16 protein-coding genes are annotated in these 17,468 nt (G+C 38.4%); 10 read left to right on the top strand and 6 right to left on the bottom strand.

Features of this window, described 5'->3' with window-relative positions; all coding sequences use genetic code 11:
- Positions 1-75: 75 nt before the first annotated feature.
- The 3 genes from FZF08_RS02745 to fmt all read right to left on the bottom strand — a co-directional run bounded on the left by FZF08_RS02745 (position 76) and on the right by fmt (position 3,274).
- On the bottom strand, positions 76-1,182 hold the full coding sequence (locus tag FZF08_RS02745; RefSeq protein WP_159467068.1) for an alpha/beta hydrolase: 1,107 nt from the start codon (positions 1,180-1,182) through the stop codon (positions 76-78).
- A gap of 140 nt (positions 1,183-1,322) precedes the next feature.
- A complete protein-coding gene (locus FZF08_RS02740) occupies positions 1,323-1,814 on the bottom strand; it encodes a dihydrofolate reductase (RefSeq protein ID WP_159467067.1) in 492 nt (163 codons plus the stop codon).
- Positions 1,815-2,353: 539 nt separating this feature from the next.
- Complete coding sequence (gene fmt / locus FZF08_RS02735) at positions 2,354-3,274, bottom strand: methionyl-tRNA formyltransferase (RefSeq protein WP_229216391.1); 921 nt, start codon at positions 3,272-3,274, stop codon at positions 2,354-2,356.
- A gap of 236 nt (positions 3,275-3,510) precedes the next feature.
- Between fmt and greA the strand changes: the two genes are divergently transcribed.
- From greA to FZF08_RS02710, 5 genes are all read left to right on the top strand, one after another.
- Positions 3,511-3,996 carry a transcription elongation factor GreA gene (gene greA, locus FZF08_RS02730; RefSeq protein ID WP_159467066.1) on the top strand — a complete coding sequence of 162 codons (486 nt, stop codon included), beginning with the start codon at positions 3,511-3,513 and terminating at the stop codon, positions 3,994-3,996.
- Positions 3,997-4,128: 132 nt separating this feature from the next.
- Positions 4,129-4,452, top strand: a complete 324-nt coding sequence (locus FZF08_RS02725; RefSeq protein ID WP_159467065.1) for a hypothetical protein — start codon at positions 4,129-4,131, stop codon at positions 4,450-4,452.
- A 53-nt stretch (positions 4,453-4,505) separates the two neighbouring features.
- Positions 4,506-5,576, top strand: coding sequence for a M42 family metallopeptidase (locus tag FZF08_RS02720; protein ID WP_159467064.1), 1,071 nt, complete (start codon positions 4,506-4,508; stop codon positions 5,574-5,576).
- Positions 5,577-5,694: 118 nt separating this feature from the next.
- The gene (locus tag FZF08_RS02715; protein ID WP_159467063.1) at positions 5,695-6,747 is read left to right on the top strand and encodes a PA0069 family radical SAM protein; all 1,053 of its coding nucleotides are present in this window, start codon (positions 5,695-5,697) and stop codon (positions 6,745-6,747) included.
- Positions 6,748-6,791: 44 nt separating this feature from the next.
- The gene (locus tag FZF08_RS02710; protein WP_159467062.1) at positions 6,792-8,054 is read left to right on the top strand and encodes an exo-beta-N-acetylmuramidase NamZ domain-containing protein; all 1,263 of its coding nucleotides are present in this window, start codon (positions 6,792-6,794) and stop codon (positions 8,052-8,054) included.
- A 356-nt stretch (positions 8,055-8,410) separates the two neighbouring features.
- Here FZF08_RS02710 and FZF08_RS02705 read toward each other — a convergent pair whose 3' ends face one another.
- From FZF08_RS02705 to FZF08_RS02700, 3 genes are all read right to left on the bottom strand, one after another.
- Entirely contained in the window at positions 8,411-8,926 is a 516-nt protein-coding gene (locus FZF08_RS02705) for a hypothetical protein (RefSeq protein WP_159467061.1), read from the bottom strand.
- Positions 8,927-9,110: 184 nt separating this feature from the next.
- Entirely contained in the window at positions 9,111-9,236 is a 126-nt protein-coding gene (locus tag FZF08_RS32025; protein WP_255463368.1) for a hypothetical protein, read from the bottom strand.
- Positions 9,237-9,971: 735 nt separating this feature from the next.
- Positions 9,972-10,316, bottom strand: coding sequence for a hypothetical protein (locus tag FZF08_RS02700; RefSeq protein WP_159467060.1), 345 nt, complete (start codon positions 10,314-10,316; stop codon positions 9,972-9,974).
- A 212-nt stretch (positions 10,317-10,528) separates the two neighbouring features.
- On the opposite strand from FZF08_RS02700, the gene FZF08_RS02695 reads away from it, so the two are divergent.
- From FZF08_RS02695 to FZF08_RS02675, 5 genes are all read left to right on the top strand, one after another.
- The gene (locus FZF08_RS02695; RefSeq protein WP_159467059.1) at positions 10,529-12,682 is read left to right on the top strand and encodes a TonB-dependent receptor; all 2,154 of its coding nucleotides are present in this window, start codon (positions 10,529-10,531) and stop codon (positions 12,680-12,682) included.
- 107 nt (positions 12,683-12,789) lie between these two features.
- Positions 12,790-13,443: a hypothetical protein gene (locus FZF08_RS02690; RefSeq protein ID WP_159467058.1), complete on the top strand. Its 654-nt coding sequence runs from the start codon at positions 12,790-12,792 to the stop codon at positions 13,441-13,443.
- A gap of 38 nt (positions 13,444-13,481) precedes the next feature.
- The gene (locus tag FZF08_RS02685; RefSeq protein WP_229216390.1) at positions 13,482-14,549 is read left to right on the top strand and encodes a sensor histidine kinase; all 1,068 of its coding nucleotides are present in this window, start codon (positions 13,482-13,484) and stop codon (positions 14,547-14,549) included.
- Positions 14,550-14,572: 23 nt separating this feature from the next.
- Complete coding sequence (locus tag FZF08_RS02680; protein WP_159467057.1) at positions 14,573-15,325, top strand: LytTR family DNA-binding domain-containing protein; 753 nt, start codon at positions 14,573-14,575, stop codon at positions 15,323-15,325.
- Between the two features lie 321 nt (positions 15,326-15,646).
- Positions 15,647-17,386 carry a thiamine pyrophosphate-dependent enzyme gene (locus FZF08_RS02675; RefSeq protein WP_159467056.1) on the top strand — a complete coding sequence of 580 codons (1,740 nt, stop codon included), beginning with the start codon at positions 15,647-15,649 and terminating at the stop codon, positions 17,384-17,386.
- The last annotated feature ends 82 nt before the right edge of the window (positions 17,387-17,468 follow it).

Raw genomic sequence — 17,468 nt, 5'->3', positions numbered from 1 at the left:
TGATTTGAAAACATAAATGTCCCTGATCGAAAATTATTGCTTCGGTCAGGGACATTTTCATTTAAGGATAAAATCTTATTCTCCAAAATAGAGCCACTTGAAAGCCTTGGGAAATTCTTCTCCCCAGCAGCTTTCTGAATGTGTCCCTTTTTCATTCAAAGATGTTTTAATTTTAACACGGCTGTAACCAAATCCCTGGTTAACAAGTGTTTCTTGTAGTTTTTGAATATTCGGTATCATTTCTGAGCCTTCTTTACCGCCACCGTATAAATAAATTCGCGTCTCAAAAGGTTCGAAAAAGTGAATGGCGTCAAAATAGATCTTACGTGATATCCAAAGCGATGGCGAGAAAATCATCAGTCTGCCGAAAATATTCGGATACATTAAAGCCGCATACAAACTCAGTAATCCACCAACAGAACTTCCACCCATACCCGTATTCAGGCGGTCAGGTAATGTTCTGTACTTTTCATCAATATGTTTTTTTAATGTTTCAGTAACAAATTTCAAAAAAAGATTCCCTAAACCCTTTCCAAGATTCGGATTGTCGTAAGGCGAAAATTCCTGGACACGTTCGTCTCCGCCATGATCAATGGCTACAATGATCACATTTGCTTTATCTTCTCCGGCTAGTTGGGCCAGTTTTCGATCAATTTCCCAGTTTCCGTAAGGTGAACCTTGGCCAAAAAGATTCTGCGCGTCCGTCATATATAAAACAGGATAACGGCGATCCGGCTGCTCGTAATAATCGTGCGGCAACAAAACATGAACGCGGCGTTCTCTGTGTAACTGGGGAATTTCAAATGTCTCGGACAGTACCTCAACAATGGGGATCAAGTCCAATTTTTTCGATTGATCTGTCTGCCATCTAATCACATAATCAGTGATATTTTTTTCATCTTCGGTAATAAAACGGTTGGCATATGGCTGGCCATAACGATCCAGCTCTACCTGGTCCCAGCCGCCGCGGGTATACTTATATTCCAGAGGGAATTCAAAATCAATATCTATGGGGAACTGAAAAGTGTAGCGCCCGGGAGCCACTTTTGTCATCTGATAATCAGGTAGATCCGGCAACCATTTACAAAAAGGACCTGTTATGAAAATGGGGCGATCGTCTGTATTTGGTGTAGTTAACGTTAGAGTTATTATTTCTTGTAACGTATCTATTTCTTTAAGCATTCTGTTAATAACACTGAGGTCGATATAAGTGTCAAATTTACAGTATTTTTATAACGAATTTTAACGGTATGAACAGATTAACGAATTTCTTCTATCATTCAATAGTATACTTCTATTATGTCTAATTGGCTGATGATCATTTATTTCCTGATCATATCAACAAAGTCAAAAGAAAACGGATGCTTCTCATCCTGATCATGACGTGTTCGCTCTGATTCTTTCCATAACTCAGGATTTTCTATATTGAAAAATGTATCACCCTCAGTTTCAGTGTGCACTTCTGTTATATACAAGTTATCAGTAGTATTCTGAACCTGATTATAAATATCACCTCCACCAATTATAAAGGCCTCATTCGTTCCTGTATTTCTCGCTTCTTCAATTGCTTCATCCAAAGAATGTACGACAATAGTACCTTCAAAAGTAAAATTTTTGTCACGGGTTATGATAATGGATTGTCGGCCCGGAAGTGGTTTTCCAATAGACTCAAAGGTTTTTCTGCCCATGATCATTGGATGGCCAAGGGTTAGTTTTTTAAACCGTTTAAGATCATCCGGCAAACGCCAGATCAGTTGGTTATTTAATCCTATTACGCCGTTTTTGGAAACAGCAACAATGATGGAAAGAAGCATTTATTTGAAATCGTAAAGATTTATTAGAAATGTTAAAAAATAGGTTGTTGGGCTGAAAGAGGTTTATTATAGGATTCCTCTGCACCCAGGATTTTGGATTTTTATAAATTTTGTTGCTACAAATATTTCGGTGCTCTGCACCTTGGGTTTCGGATATTATAAATTTTGTTGCTACAAATATTTCGGTGCTCTGCACCTTGGATTTCGGATTTTTATAAATTTTGTTGCTACAAATATTTCGGTGCTCTGCACCTTGGATTTCGGATTTTATAAATTTTGTTGCTACAAATATTTCGGTGCTCTGCACCTTGGGTTTCGGATTTTATAAATTTTGTTGCTACAAATATTTCGGTGCTCTGCACCTTGGGTTTCGGATTTTTTGAATTTTAGTGCAACAAATATTACGGTGTTAGACATATCGTTGAACAGGTGCAGAGCACCGAAATATTTGTAGAATTAGCAATTAACCCCGATTTATCGACAAGGTGCAGCGCACCGGAATATTAATCCTCAACTAAACCATTTTAATCAAAAATGTCTTACAATTTGGCCCCTCTCAAAAAATCCCCAACTTCCAATTTCTTCTTTCCTTCCAATTGTAAAACCTCTACTGCCAACCAAACATCCCCGGCCCTGAAATGTAAAAACGTTTTATGGTCCGTCTTAAATTCTCCCGGATTTCCCTCGCTGGAATCTTCGGTTATACTTGTCTTGAAAATCTTGCACGATAGACTATTCAAAATCGTCCATGCTGCCGGATATGGCGAAAGTCCTCTGACGAAATTAAAGATTTTTTCAGCAGGTAGCGTCCAGTCAATTTCACAGGTTTCCCTGAAAATTTTCGGAGCCATTTTTATTTCTTTCGATTCATCCTGCGGCTCCTGCGGATAAATACCTTCTTCAATTGCCTGAACTGTTTTGACAACGAGTTTTCCACCAATGTGCATTAATCTTTCATAAACAGAACCTGCATCGTCGTCAGGGGTAATTGGATCTCTTTCCTGGAAAATGATTTTCCCGGTATCGATTTCTTTTTCAATAAAAAAAGTAGTGACACCGGATTCCGTTTCACCATTTATGACAGCCCAGTTGATTGGTGCTGCACCGCGATATTGCGGTAATAAAGAGCCATGTAAATTAAATGTGCCATATTTTGGCATACTCCATACAATTTCCGGCAGCATCCTAAATGCAACCACCACTTGCAAATCTGCATTTAATGACTTTAATTGAGCAATAAACTCGGGATTTTTGAGTTTTTCTGGTTGAAGAACCGGGATTCCCTGTTCTTCTGCATATATTTTGACAGGGGATGACATCTGTTTTTGTCCACGTCCGGCAGGTTTATCTGGCACGGTAATTACAGCAATTACATTAGAATTGCTCTCTACCAGACTTCTTAAACTTTGGACAGCAAATTCTGGCGTCCCCATAAAAATGATTCTTAATTTATCAGGCATGGATTGTATCTGCTTTTAACAATTTGGTTTGTTACCATTTACAAATATTGCTATTTTTGTCGTTCATATTAAAAAACAATGGAAAAGATAAAAAGAAATTGCTGTCGAAAAGCTAAGGTTTTCTAGTCCTCTACTATGGGTTATAACAAACTCTTGTAGGACGGTCTCTGAACCGTTCTTTTTTTTTACCCCAACCACCAATTAAAAATTTAAGAATATTTAAACATAACTAAGTCATGGCTAAAATTTCATACTATACCGAAGAAGGATTAAACAAGCTGAAAAATGAGTTGAATGATATGAAAACCAAAGGCCGTACTGCTATTGCCGGACAAATTGCAGAAGCGCGGGACAAAGGTGATTTGAGTGAAAATGCAGAATATGATGCGGCGAAAGATGCACAGGGAATGCATGAAATGAAAATTGCCAAGCTGGAAGAAATCATGTCAAATGCACGTGTGATCGATGAGTCATCGATTGATAATTCACAGGTTGCAATTTTATCCAAAGTGAAAATCAAAAACCGTAAAAACGGTATTGAAGTAACATATACGCTTGTTTCCGAAGAAGAAGCTGATTTAAAAACCGGAAAAATTTCTGTCGGCTCGCCGATTGGAAAAGGTCTTTTGGGTAAAAAAGTGGGTGAAACAACCGAGATTAAAGTACCCGCCGGGATGATGGAATTTGAAGTTTTGGATATCAGCCGTTTTAGTGAATCCTGATCTTAGACAAAGCGGTTTTATACTTTGTTTCTAAAAAATATCAATAAAAAAAATGTTGAATTGCTGAATGTTTATTCATTCACTAATTCAACATTTTTTATTTATTATTGGGTTAAGATTAAAAAAACCGATATGAGATTTAAAGGATATTTGCTTACATTTTCATTCCTATGGGTGGATGGTATGGCCATTTTTCCTTTTATATTTTTAAGGTCTAAAACGCCTGGGAAAGTACTTTTATTCCATGAAACCATTCATTTGAAGCAGCAGCTCGAAATGGGTTTGCTGCCTTTTTATATTTGGTATTTTCTTGAATATCTGATCCGGCTTATTCAATACCGAAATCTATATCTGGCTTATCTTAATATTTCTTTTGAGCGCGAAGCTTATGCTAATGAGCGCGAATTTGAATATCTTGTGAACCGGAAATTCTGGGCATTTTTAAAGTATTTATGACAAAAAAATAACCCGGCAAATACAAAGTGATTACACATTTCAATTAAATTAGTATGACTGAAGAAAGTAAATCGTTTTTATACAAATACCTGAACAACGCTTCTCCAACGGGTTTTGAAGCATCCGGACAGCAGATCTGGCTGGATTATATCAAGCCTTATATTGAAGAACAAATTATCGATGTCTATGGAACGGCTGTTGGTGTCATCGGCGGTGGACAGGATTACAAAGTTGTTATCGAAGCGCATTCCGATGAAATTTCCTGGTTTGTAAATTATATTTCGGATGACGGATATATTCACGTGCGCAGAAATGGTGGATCCGATGCTGCTATTGCGCCATCGATGCGTGTTAATTTGCATACGTCCAAAGGAATTGTAAAAGGCGTTTTCGGATGGCCGGCCATTCACGTGCGTGACACTGCAAAAGACCAGGTGCCAAAAGTGCATGAGCTTTTCATAGACGTGGGCGCTGCCAAAAAAGATGAAGTTTTGGAAATGGGTATTCACGTCGGAACCGTGGCAACTTTTGTTGACGGTCTGGATGAATTGAATGACAAATTTTACGTTGGTCGTGCGCTGGATAACCGTATGGGTGGTTTCATGATTGCGGAAGTGGCGCGGATGCTACATGAAAATAATGTAAATCTGCCTTTCACGCTTTATATCGTAAATGCAGTTCAGGAAGAAATTGGTTTACGTGGTGCAGAAATGATTTCCCGCAGACTGAAACCGGATCTTGCGATTTGTACAGATGTGACGCATGATACGCAGTCGCCGATGTATAACAAAAAAGAACAGGGTGATTTGAAGTGTGGAAGCGGACCGGTGATTTGTTACGGACCAGCGGTTCAAAATAATGTACGTGATCTATTGATTAATATCGCTGAGGAAAAAAATATCCCATTCCAGCGTCAGGCGGTAAGTCGTTCAACGGGTACGGATACGGATGCATTTGCTTATTCAACAGAAGGAATCGCGTCTGCACTGATTTCCCTGCCTTTGAAATACATGCATACAACCGTTGAAATGGTACATAAGGATGATGTTCAGAATGTAATTCAACTGATGTACGACGTGCTTCTTTCTTTAAAAGGAAATGAAGATTTCAGGTACATAAAATAATATTTGACGGACAGAATAGAGAATTGGGAAAGGGAATAGCGTAATAAAACCCTATTCCCTTTTCTTTTTATTAAGCTGGCAGGATTGAAATTCTGAAAACATTTTTACACTTCATCAAATGGACAATCGGGCAAGGGGCAGAGGAGCCGGAATTAATACCGATAACAAATTTCGTAAGCAGGAAATTGAATATATTTCCGAAGACTGGCAGAATTGGGAAGAGCCGGAAAAAAATGTTAAAACGTTGTTTATTGAGGAAATTTCCAAAACGATTCTGAGTAAATCAGATAGTCCGGATCTTCGCAATTTCAATTCCATAAATCCATACCGAGGCTGTGAACATGGCTGTATTTATTGCTATGCGCGCAATTCTCATGAATACTGGGGCTTTTCGGCCGGACTGGATTTTGAAACAAAAATTGTAGTAAAAAAGAATGCGCCTCAGTTGCTTGAAAAATTACTGAATTCGAAAAGCTGGGAACCTCAAACGATTTTCTTTTCAGGAAATACAGATTGCTATCAGCCTGCTGAAAAAAAATATGAACTTACACGGCAGATGCTGGAGATCTGTCTGAAGTATAGAAATCCGGTTAGTATCCTTACAAAAAACGCTCTTATTCTTCGGGATCTTGATATCCTTGAAAAAATGGCGAAACTGAATCTGGTACACGGTGCAGTTTCGATCACGTCTTTAAATGAAGATTTAAGAGGGAAACTGGAACCAAGAACAGTAACAGCAAAACGCCGTTTACAGGTTTTGAAAACGTTACATGAGGCTGGCGTTCAGATGGGAGTGATGACGGCACCAATCATCCCGGGATTAAATGATCATGAAATTCCTTCCATTATTCAGGCTGCGGCCGAGGCAGGTGCGGTTTGGGCAGGTTATACCGTTGTGAGATTAAATGGAGCTATTGGTGAAATTTTTGTGGAATGGATCAATCACTATTTTCCCGACAAAGCGACCAAAGTTTTAAACCAGATCAAAGAATGTCACGGCGGACAAGTTAATGACACTCGATATGGTGTTCGCATGAGCGGAGAAGGTAAATTTGCTGAAAATATCAGGCATTTGCATGATTTTGCCTGCCGTAAATATTTTGCCGGCCGGGAAACAAAAGAGCTCGACACGTCTCTTTTTATAAAAGGCGGACAGATGAAATTGTTCTGAAAATAATTATTTGTCAAGTTTGAATCATTCCTAAATCATAGTAAATGAAAAAAATAATTCTATACCTGAGTTTAATAGCTTCAATTGGCACAATAACAACGAGCTGTGCCAGCACATCTGGTAAAAGTCCGTTTCTGGCTACATCTGATTCCCTGGAAAACCATAATCATGTGATTGCTAAAACAGTCATTACGGGAGCGGATCAAACATCGGAATATCTGAAATATCTGAAAGGAAAAAGAATCGCCATGGTTGTAAATCAAACTTCCATTATTGGCAAAACGCCTAGCGTGGACAGTTTACTCGCAATTGGCGTAAATATTGTACGGATTTTCGGCCCGGAACACGGCTTCCGTGGAAATGCCAGTAATGGTGCCAAAGTAAGCGATGAAACTGATCCTAAAACTGGAATTTCAGTTGTTTCCTTATACGGAAAATATAAAAAACCAAGTAAGGAGCATCTTGCTGATGTTGATCTGGTAATCTTTGATATTCAGGATGTTGGGTGTCGTTTTTATACCTACATCAATACGCTGGACCATGTAATGGAATCATGCGCTGAAAATGGCAAGGAGCTAATGATTTTAGATCGTCCAAATCCTAATGGTTACGTTGTAGATGGTCCGATTCTAGAAGATCATTTACATTCGGGAATTGGAATGCACAAAATTCCGATCACGCATGGCATGACCATGGGTGAATTTGCTCAAATGCTGAATGGAGAAAAATGGTTGCCCGGTAAGTTGCAATGTAAACTAAAAATTGTTAAAGTAGCTAACTATGAACATGATACGCCTTACGAGTTGCCGGTTTTTCCATCGCCAAATCTGAACAGTCAACAGTCGATTTTGTTATATCCAAGCATATGTCCTTTCGAAGGAACAATTGTAAGCCAGGGGCGTGGAACTTACATGCCATTTACAGTTCTTGGTGCGCCTTTGTTGAAAGGAAAATATGAATTTTCTTTTATGCCAAAAAGTATTCAGGGTATGAGCGAAACCCCGCTTCATCAGAATCAGGATTGTTACGGTCTTGATTTAAGAAAATATGATATTACTTCTTTGAGAAAAAGCAAACAGATCAATCTGAAATGGCTTATTGAAATGTATAAGGCTTATCCGGATAAGGAGAAATTTTTCGATATGTCACAAAGCAAGCAGATGGGGAATTTCGATAAACTTGCGGGCACTGAAAATCTGAAAAAACAAATTATTGCAGGTATGCAGGAAGCTGACATAAGAAAAAGCTGGGAGCCTGGATTAACAGATTATAAAAATATGCGGAAGAAATATTTGCTTTATCCTTAATAGTAGAAATGTTATATTGAAGCAACAAAAAACCCCTCAGGCATAGTCTCAGGGGTTTTTAAATTTACTCAACGAGATTAGATATTATTTTGTCAGATATCGAAACATCTTTATAAAATTATGTGAGAAATATTTGCAGGCGTATATACCTTTCGGGGGTATCTACGTTTTTTTGTCGCCTTTGGATCAATTGATTTGAAATTAACTTAAATTTTTTTAGCTAAAATTTCATCTCACTGATAATGAGTTTGTTGTATAGGAATATTTTCGTTATAATACCAAAACATCGTATTTTACTTTGCTTGAAATAGCAAAGCGTTAAAAGTCCAGGAATCCGGAATGAAGATTTTGAAGGGTCAAAGGGAATTTAAGGAGAACTTGGCTCCCAATACTTTTGTATCACAGCCTACTGCGCCATTATTAACGAATCCTACACTTACGTCGGTAATTCGGGTAGATTTTCCTGCGGGCAGATCTTTTTTTATCGTGATGATTTTTGTGGTAAGTGCTTCCTGTGTGTCGGATAAATATTTAAATTCTACCTCTACACTCGTGGCAGGTTTGTTGGCTTTGTTTTCAATTAGCAAATTATGTATTGCAATCCCACCAACGGAATGCCATTCGTTTTCAATAATTTTTAGCTCATCCTGGACTTTACTTTTTAGCATAGCATCTGCAAGACCAAGAGAATCTTTTTGACCTAATACAGTCGTTACAGACTCTATTTCTTTGTCTTTTTGAAGGAAATCCAGCTGTTTGTAATAATACAGAATATAAAAAAAAGCACAAATAGGTACAATTGCACTTATCCACTTAAGCCACTCAATTGCTATTTTTTTAAATTTGGCACTTTTTCTTTTTCTAGACGGCATTTTATTCGAATTGCGATGATAATTACAAATAAAAGCATCTTATGTAGTAAGAATACTATGTTGTGTAAAATTTAATCAGAAATGCAGAGAATTTTTTTAGGACAATATAATCTAAGTGGAATAGATGTATAAAAAATGCGATGTGTGAGAATAAAATTTAAGGGTAATTGGCGAAATATTAATTTTACCACCATACATATTCCAAAATGTTGTAAATGATAAAAACAATCAAAGAAAATGCAATTAGTGAAACAATAATTCTCCACCGGCCTGTATAACCAGGCTGGTCGTCACGCGAATTTTCCATCATATTCCAAATATGGTAAGAGGTAATAGTAAAATACTTTCTCTTCTATTAAAAAACAGAATCACCAATTCTTATATTTTTCAGCGGGTGTATACTATGATCCAGGAATTTTGTGTTCTGTTAACGAATGGTGACACAAGGTCAGTCTTTAAGTTGTGTCTCCAAAACCGTTAAATAAGTTCTTTTGAAAAAAGATGTATTTGTCGTATTAATACTGTATTATGGTATAAAACTACTTGGAATAAAGTTATGTTTCGAAATTTGATCATCTTTATTTGAATCGGATGCAATTTGACCTACAGATCAAGGTCTTTACGCATTTTGTGTATACCTTGATCCGGACAAACTTTTGCAATTGGGTCGTTCTCATATTTTGGGTGATTTACTGCTCTGAATAAAATTTCATGCGAAACATGCATAAATACCTGATCTGAAAATTGATCGGGTAGTTGCAACTAAAACTTATCCAGTTCTATTAGTCTCGGAGTAATTATTTTTATCGACTCTTCCTTTCGGCTTCTCTTTTTCATTACAGGTGCATGTAATTATGGTAAAAGAGCTGTGTGAAATAATAATTCTATATTTTTTGTATTATTATTTTTACAAAATGATAAATATGTTGTGTTGAAATTACCAGGATTTTATCACGTAATAGCTCAGAGCCATCACAAAACAAAGAAGTTGATATTATGAGAAATACCAACTTCTGAAAACTGAATATATTTTCTTTCCAAATACTTAGGGCTTTTTTACCGTCGTCGTATCCGGATATACAACGCCCCCAGTTGTAATTGTTCTTTTCCTTCTCCTTACTGTATAGCCTGCTGTTGTATCCGCGTTAGGGCGGCCGGTACTGCTTCTGCTTCCGTCCACTGTTCCGTTTGTATTAACATTTCCATTATCATTCAAAACCGGAGCGTTTTCTTTTATGACCGGATCTTTTGACAAATTCACTCTTTTAGAGGTATCCATCACGGTGACTCTTTTGGAGGTTTTCGTTTTTGTAGCATTTTGAGTCTGAGAATATCCAACAGCCGGGATCATCAATATTGTGATAAAAAGGAAATGTTTTAGCGATTTCATGGTGTAATTGTTTAAATATCAGATACGAAGAATATAATCTTCAACGCTTAAAAATATTATTCCAGTGAATTATCTAATTTTTAAGTAAATCATGGATTCATTTGATCCGCATTATTCTGTACTTCATCCATCACTTCCAGCGCTTCGGTGAAGTTCAATTTTTCAGTATTCTGTAATCATCCAATTTTGACTTAAATCTAATTAGGAGCAGGATGAAAGCGATATTAATTTTATTAACAATATATTTTCTGACACTAAGTGCAGAAGCACAGACTACAATTTCCGGGAAAATTTCCGACCAAAAAGGAGCGCGAATGCCTGGTGCCAATATATTGATAAAAGGTACCTATGACGGAACTTCCTCAGATGCTAATGGAAATTTTAAATTTGAAACATCAGAAACAGGTAAACATATTGTCGTTTTTCAAGCTTTGGGTTACAAACCGCAGGAGCGTGAAATCGAATTTTCAGGTCAGCCGTTAAGTTTCGGGATTTCCTTGGCCGAAAGCATTAATGTTTTAACGGCTGTAACGATCACAGCCGGTGCCATGGAAGCCAGTGATACCAAAAAAGCAGTGGTACTGAAACCGCTTGATATAGTCACAACTTCGGGAGCCATGGGGAATATTACCGCAGCATTACTCACATTACCTGGAACTTCAACCGTTGGTAATGACGGAAGATTATTTGTACGTGGAGGAGATGCCTCCGAAACTTCGATTTTTATTGACGGCCTGCAAGTTGGAAACGCCTACGGAAGTACTGCAACAAACGTCCCGACACGCAACCGTTTCAGCCCCAATTTATTCAAAGGATCATTTTTCAGCACCGGTGGTTATTCTGCCGAATATGGCCAGGCACTTTCTTCCGCGCTTGCGCTGAATACGCTGGATTTGCCATTAAGAAATCAGGGAGATTTGAGCATTATGTCGCTTGGCGGCGGCTACACACAGACCCTGGTAAAAGATAATAATGCCCTTACCGCCACGGCCAATTACTATAATCTTGCTCCATATCAATCGCTTGTAAACCAAAAGTTTGACTGGGAAAAAAGTCCTTCAAGCTGGGATACCGAGGTTTCTTTAAGACACAAATTGGGGAAAACCGGTTTCCTGAAAGCATATGCACACACAGAAGGAAGTAATATGACGATCTGGCAAAAAGTTGCCGGAGAATCGCGTAGGGGTGATCGTGTACATATCAATAACCGCTATTCTTATGGGAATCTTTCGTTTCGTCAATCTGGGAAAAATGACTGGTTTTTCTACGGCGGACTTGCTTATTCACACAACCGGGATGCGATCAATCTGAATTATGTACCGGTTCGCCAGATAAATCAGCTTGGACATGCGAAAATTGTGGCTGTTAAAGATTTTAGTCCTCAGTTTTCACTTAAAAATGGAATTGAATATTACCTGAAATCGTATTCCGAAGAATTAGTAGATAATCAATTGAAACGCAGTATTACGGATAATCAATTGAATCATTTTATTGAAACTGATTATTATTTCAGTAATCGTCTAATTTTCAGAGGTGGATTACGAAGCGGATATAGTACAGCGTCAAAACAATTTTGGATGGATCCACGCATTTCTTTGGCTTATAAATTGAATAATCAAGGCCAGTTTTCCATCGCTGCCGGAAAATTTCACCAGCTTCCTGACGAAAAGCTGAGAGTGCTACAAAACAATTTGAAAAACGCGGAAGCCAGTCATTATATTCTTAACTATTTCATTGTCAATAATAACAGAACATTTCGGGCTGAGGCATTTTATAAAACATATACCAATTTATCAACCTACAACGGAACCGATCTGGCGCCGGTTAACATTATACAAAACGGCTCAGGTTATGCAAGAGGAGCCGATATTTTTTACCGCGACAAAACAAGCTTTAAAAACACAGATTTTTGGGTTTCATATAGTTTCGTTGATAGCAAACGCCAATATTCAGTGTATGAAACAAAAGTGCAGCCTTCTTTCGCTCCGAAACATAATGGCTCCGTGGTTGTGAAACATTTTGTAAGTGCGCTGAAATCTCAGCTTGGAACATCCTGGTCATGGAATAACGGATACACCTACAACGACCCCAACCTTGCCGGTGAAATGCAGCGTAAAACAAAAGCGTACAGCGATCTGAGTATCAGCTGGAGTTATTTGCCAAGACCTAATATGATCTTGCACATTGCATGCTCAAATATTCTTGGAAGGAATAATGTGTTCGGTTACAAATATGCAGCACAGCCTGATGATGCGGGATCATTTTCAAGAATCCCTGTTGGGCAAGGCGCAAGCAGAATGCTTTTTGCTGGCTTGTTTATTACACTTTCCCGCGATAAAAATGCCAATCAGCTTAATAATCTGTAATCTTATAACGTGTTGATAATCAAATTTTATTAAAATAAATATTTCAAAATATACGAATTAACCAAGTCTTGAAAACTGATTTTTAACTTTTTAATCGAACAAAAAACATGAAAAATTTACTGTTATCTATGGCTTTGTTTCTATTTTCAGCGGTATCAATTTTCGCTCAGGATTCTCCTTATCAAAAGGCCATGAAAAAGGAAATTGCCAAACTGAATGATGCTGATTCCTTAAGTAAATATCAGCAATCGGCTAATGCTTTTGCGCGTATCAGTCAGTTAAATCCAAACGAATGGCAGCCGTATTATTACAATGCTCTTGCTTATGTTTATCAGGGACTGGATAATTCGCTGGATCTGAACAAAAAAGATGAAGTCCTTGCAAAGGCAGAAGAACTGATCAAAAAAGCTGAAGCCATTTCACCAGAAAATTCAGAAATTGTAACACTCGAAGGCTTCAAAATAATGGCCGAAGTAAGTGCAGATCCTGCCAGCCGCGGACAAAGTATGTCGGGTGCTGTACTTACTACTTTCGGAAAAGCCATGAAAATGGATCCTCAAAACCCGAGAGCATCACTTTTGATGGGACAAATGGAATTTGGAATGGCCAAATTTTTTAAATCCGGTACTGAAAAAGCTTGTGGATTAGTAAAACAAAGTCAGGCTATATTTGCAGCACAGGATGACGAGGCGTTGAAAGCTAAACTGGCGCCAACCTGGGGGAGACCGCTTGCTGAAAAGTCAGCAAAAGCCTGTCAGTAAAACGTTGAAATAGTACATTAGAAAAACAAATTAATCATATGACATCTTCGATAAGAGGCTCAAAAAAATTCTGGAATTTTTCTCCGGCCTTTATTGGTATGAATTTGATTATCGCCGCTGTAATTACGGTTATACTCTGTCCTTCCTGTTTTACTTCAAAAAAAGAATTATTGTACGTAGCCAGTGACTTTTTATACTCTTTTATTTTGTCATGCATTCTGAGTTACGGCGGTTTTCTGGCAGAATATTATTTTGATAAGAAAATGCCCTGGATTCAATATCCTCTCAAACGGTTGCTTTTAGAAAGTACAAGCTATATTCTGTACGTTTTCGTTACCAGTTATATCATCTTATTTTTAATCGAATTTCTGGTCAGACAGTCATTTTCGATTAACAATATTCCGTGGGAATGGCTGATGGTTCATACAAAATTACCCATGCAGATTTCTGTGATTATTGCATTTTTGCTGATTAGTCGCTCTTTTTTACTGGAATGGAGGAAGTCGGCGATAGAAACGGAACAGTTGAAAACAGAGCAATATGCCCAGCAATATCAAACGTTGAAGGATCAGCTGAACCCGCATTTTTTGTTCAATTCGTTGAATGTTTTAAGTAATCTTGTGTATGATAATCCGGACACGGCGGCAAAATTTATCCGGCAATTATCAAAAATCTATCGGTACGTTTTAGAGGTTCAGCAAGAGAAAGTGGTTAAGCTATCCAGCGAACTTGAATTTGCTGAAAACTTTCTTTCCCTTCAAAAAATACGATTTGAAGAGGGTTTGCAATACAACATTGACGTAAATCTCCATAAGGATTTTTACCTTCCGCCACTTTCATTGCAAATGTTGCTTGAAAATGCAATCAAGCATAATATCGCGTCGATGGCCGATCCGTTATTTATTGAAATTCTGCTTGAAGGAAATCAGTTGATCGTCAAAAATAATCTTCAGTTGAAAAGCAGTTTACCCGAAGAATCAACAGGAATTGGTCTTTCCAATATCCGTAAAAGGTATGAACTATTGAATAATGAGTCAGTTTTAATTGAAGAAACAGTGGATTTTTTCATCGTGAAATTACCGTTAATCGAAAATGTGCAACTATAACTCAGCCAGAAAATTTTAGAAAAATGCGAATACTGATCATCGAAGATGAAAATATGGCCGCCCGCCGTTTGATCAAACTGATCAACGATATCATACCAAATTGTGAAATTTTTGGAAACCTCGATACTGTAACTTCGGCTGTGGAATGGCTGAACAATAATCCGCATCCGGACCTGATTTTTCTGGATATCCAACTTGCTGACGGAATAAGTTTTGAGGTTTTTGAGCATGTAAAAGTGACCTCACCCATTATTTTTTGTACGGCATTTGACCAGTATGCGATCAAAGCTTTCAAACTGAATAGTATCGATTATTTGTTGAAACCAGTTGATCCTGACGAGCTGAGAAACGCGTTAACCAAATTCCAATCCGGAAGAAAAGCTCCGGAAATAACATTGGATCAAATTCGGGTGTTGCTTCAACCTGCGCAAAAAGTGTATAAAAACCGATTTCTGGTAAAAATTGGAGAGCGCATACAAACGATCGCCATTGACGAAATCGGGATATTTTATAGTGAAGACAAAGTCACTTTTCTGATGACTAAACAAGGCAAAAAATTCATTATTGATTACACACTGGATGAAGTTGAAAACCTTTTGAATCCTGAAATGTTTTTCAGATTAAATCGGAAATACATCAGTTCCGTTGGCCCGATTAAAGGAGTTTTTACCTATTCAAACAGTCGTCTGAAAATCCAGCTTGAAAATTGTAGTGATAACGATATTCTGATAAGCCGCGAGAAAATGGCTGCGTTTAAAAGTTGGTTAGGGCAATGAAATAAAGAAAAGAAATTTCTCCGAGCCACCCGTCCGATGGCTTTTTCGCTGTCGGACGGGTAACAGACCGGCGTCAGCAAAATCTACTAAAATACAAAAATCAACCCCACATATCTACCGAAAATTTCTTCATAAGACCATTGAAATTTCCGGCCTGCCAGTTGAAATTTGCCCAAACGATCCCATTATAATTGCGGATTCTCAACAATCAGTAGTATATTAAAGTGTAATTGATCAACATCAGGATCGCTGGAACGGAAGTTGAGTCTTTTTTGTGCGAAATGATTCACTTCTACTAAACAAAAACAAATACCTATTGATATGTCAAAGAAAGTAGCGGAACAACTGACGGATATGCTCGTACAGGCAGGTATCAAACGGATTTATGCAGTAACGGGCGACAGCCTGAATGAATTAAATGATGCGGTAAGAAGAAATCCGGATATAAAATGGATCCATGTAAGACACGAAGAAGCAGGTGCATACGCTGCTGCGGCCGAAGCTGAACTTACCGGTTTGGCCTGTTGCGCAGGTAGCAGCGGGCCTGGTCACGTGCATTTGATCAACGGACTTTACGATGCCCACCGCGCGGGAGCATCAGTTTTGGCTATTGCGTCAACGTGTGCTACGGTAGAATTTGGCAGCGGATATTTTCAGGAAACAAATACAATCAAGCTTTTTGACGATTGCAGTTATTATAATCAGATTGCCGCCACACCGGCTCAGTTGCCAAGAATGACACAGGCCGCACTCCAACATGCAATTCAGCAGAAAGGTGTATCGGTTTTAGGTTTGCCAGGAGATGTCAGTGCGATGGAAGCGGTTGAGAATGTGACTGCCGATAAAAATTACTTTTCCAAAGCCCTTATCCGACCGGGCGATGAAGAACTTCAGGCGCTCGCCAATTTGATCAATAAACATAAAAAAGTTACTATTTTCTGTGGAATCGGAGCTGCGGATGCACATGATGAAGTGGTTGAACTGGCCGCTTTGTTGAAGGCTCCGGTTGGATATTCATTCCGTGGGAAGATGGGAATTCAATATGAAAATCCCTATGAAGTGGGGATGACTGGTTTGCTGGGATTGCCATCAGCATATCACGCCATGCATGAAAGTGAAATGGTGATTTTGCTCGGAACCGATTTTCCATACACGCCTTTTATTCCTCAAGATAAAGTTTTGGTACAAATCGATACGCGTCCCGAGCGATTAGGAAGAAGAGCAAAATTGGAAATGGGTTTGCACGGTGATGCCAAAACAACTTTAAAAGCACTATTCCCACTTTTGAAAGTAAAAGAAGATGATAGTTTTCTGAAAGCCCAGCTTCATATTTACGAAAAGGTAAAAGATCATTTGCACACCTATGTGGAGGATAAAGGCAAAAAAAATGCAATTCACCCGGAAGCGGTAGCAGCCGAAATTGACAAACTTGCAACGAGTGACGCCATTTTTACCGTAGATACCGGGATGTGCTGTGTCTGGGCCTCACGTTATATTCAGGCAACTGGAAAACGCAGTATGGTAGGATCCTTTACGCATGGATCCATGGCCAATGCCATGCCTCATGCGATTGGTGCAGCGCTTGCATGTCCTGATCGTCAGATTGTTGCGATGTGTGGTGATGGCGGGATTTCAATGTTACTGGGCGATTTGGCTACTATCAAACAATACAATCTTCCGATCAAAATCGTTGTTTTCAACAACCGTTCGTTGGGCATGGTGAAGCTGGAAATGGAAGTAGCCGGATTGCCTGATTCCGAAACAGATATGGTAAATCCTGAATTTGCTTTGGTAGCCGAGGCAATGGGAATTAAAGGTATTACGATCAGCGATCCGGAAAATCTGGAATCAGGTTTACAGGAAGCTTTTCTTTACAACGGTCCGGTTTTGATCAATGTCATGACGGATCCGAATGCGCTGGCTATGCCACCGAAAATTGAATTGAAAATGATGACGGGAATGGCGCTTTCCATGACTAAATTAATGCTTGGCGGAAAGTTTGAGGAAGTTTTAGATACGGTAAAATCCAACTACAAACATTTGGAGGATTTGCTGGATTGATAGCTAATTTTAAACAAAAAAAACGGTTAGATTAATTCAGTTTCAGGATTAATCTAACCGTTTTTATTTTGTAATATTATTT

It is taken from the genome of Dyadobacter sp. 3J3 (assembly GCF_009801115.1).
GTDB lineage: Bacteria > Bacteroidota > Bacteroidia > Cytophagales > Spirosomataceae > Dyadobacter.
The sequence above is the reverse complement of the archived record's forward strand: the minus strand, read 5'-3'. Positions and strand labels throughout refer to the sequence as shown.

Coding starts and splice junctions, on each gene's coding strand:
- FZF08_RS02745 (WP_159467068.1), bottom strand. CDS start 1,182: ATGCTTAAAGAAATAGATACGTTACAAGAAATAATAACTCTAACGTTA.
- FZF08_RS02740 (WP_159467067.1), bottom strand. CDS start 1,814: ATGCTTCTTTCCATCATTGTTGCTGTTTCCAAAAACGGCGTAATAGGA.
- fmt (WP_229216391.1), bottom strand. CDS start 3,274: ATGCCTGATAAATTAAGAATCATTTTTATGGGGACGCCAGAATTTGCT.
- greA (WP_159467066.1), top strand. CDS start 3,511: ATGGCTAAAATTTCATACTATACCGAAGAAGGATTAAACAAGCTGAAA.
- FZF08_RS02725 (WP_159467065.1), top strand. CDS start 4,129: ATGAGATTTAAAGGATATTTGCTTACATTTTCATTCCTATGGGTGGAT.
- FZF08_RS02720 (WP_159467064.1), top strand. CDS start 4,506: ATGACTGAAGAAAGTAAATCGTTTTTATACAAATACCTGAACAACGCT.
- FZF08_RS02715 (WP_159467063.1), top strand. CDS start 5,695: ATGGACAATCGGGCAAGGGGCAGAGGAGCCGGAATTAATACCGATAAC.
- FZF08_RS02710 (WP_159467062.1), top strand. CDS start 6,792: ATGAAAAAAATAATTCTATACCTGAGTTTAATAGCTTCAATTGGCACA.
- FZF08_RS02705 (WP_159467061.1), bottom strand. CDS start 8,926: ATGCCGTCTAGAAAAAGAAAAAGTGCCAAATTTAAAAAAATAGCAATT.
- FZF08_RS32025 (WP_255463368.1), bottom strand. CDS start 9,236: ATGATGGAAAATTCGCGTGACGACCAGCCTGGTTATACAGGCCGGTGG.
- FZF08_RS02700 (WP_159467060.1), bottom strand. CDS start 10,316: ATGAAATCGCTAAAACATTTCCTTTTTATCACAATATTGATGATCCCG.
- FZF08_RS02695 (WP_159467059.1), top strand. CDS start 10,529: ATGAAAGCGATATTAATTTTATTAACAATATATTTTCTGACACTAAGT.
- FZF08_RS02690 (WP_159467058.1), top strand. CDS start 12,790: ATGAAAAATTTACTGTTATCTATGGCTTTGTTTCTATTTTCAGCGGTA.
- FZF08_RS02685 (WP_229216390.1), top strand. CDS start 13,482: ATGACATCTTCGATAAGAGGCTCAAAAAAATTCTGGAATTTTTCTCCG.
- FZF08_RS02680 (WP_159467057.1), top strand. CDS start 14,573: ATGCGAATACTGATCATCGAAGATGAAAATATGGCCGCCCGCCGTTTG.
- FZF08_RS02675 (WP_159467056.1), top strand. CDS start 15,647: ATGTCAAAGAAAGTAGCGGAACAACTGACGGATATGCTCGTACAGGCA.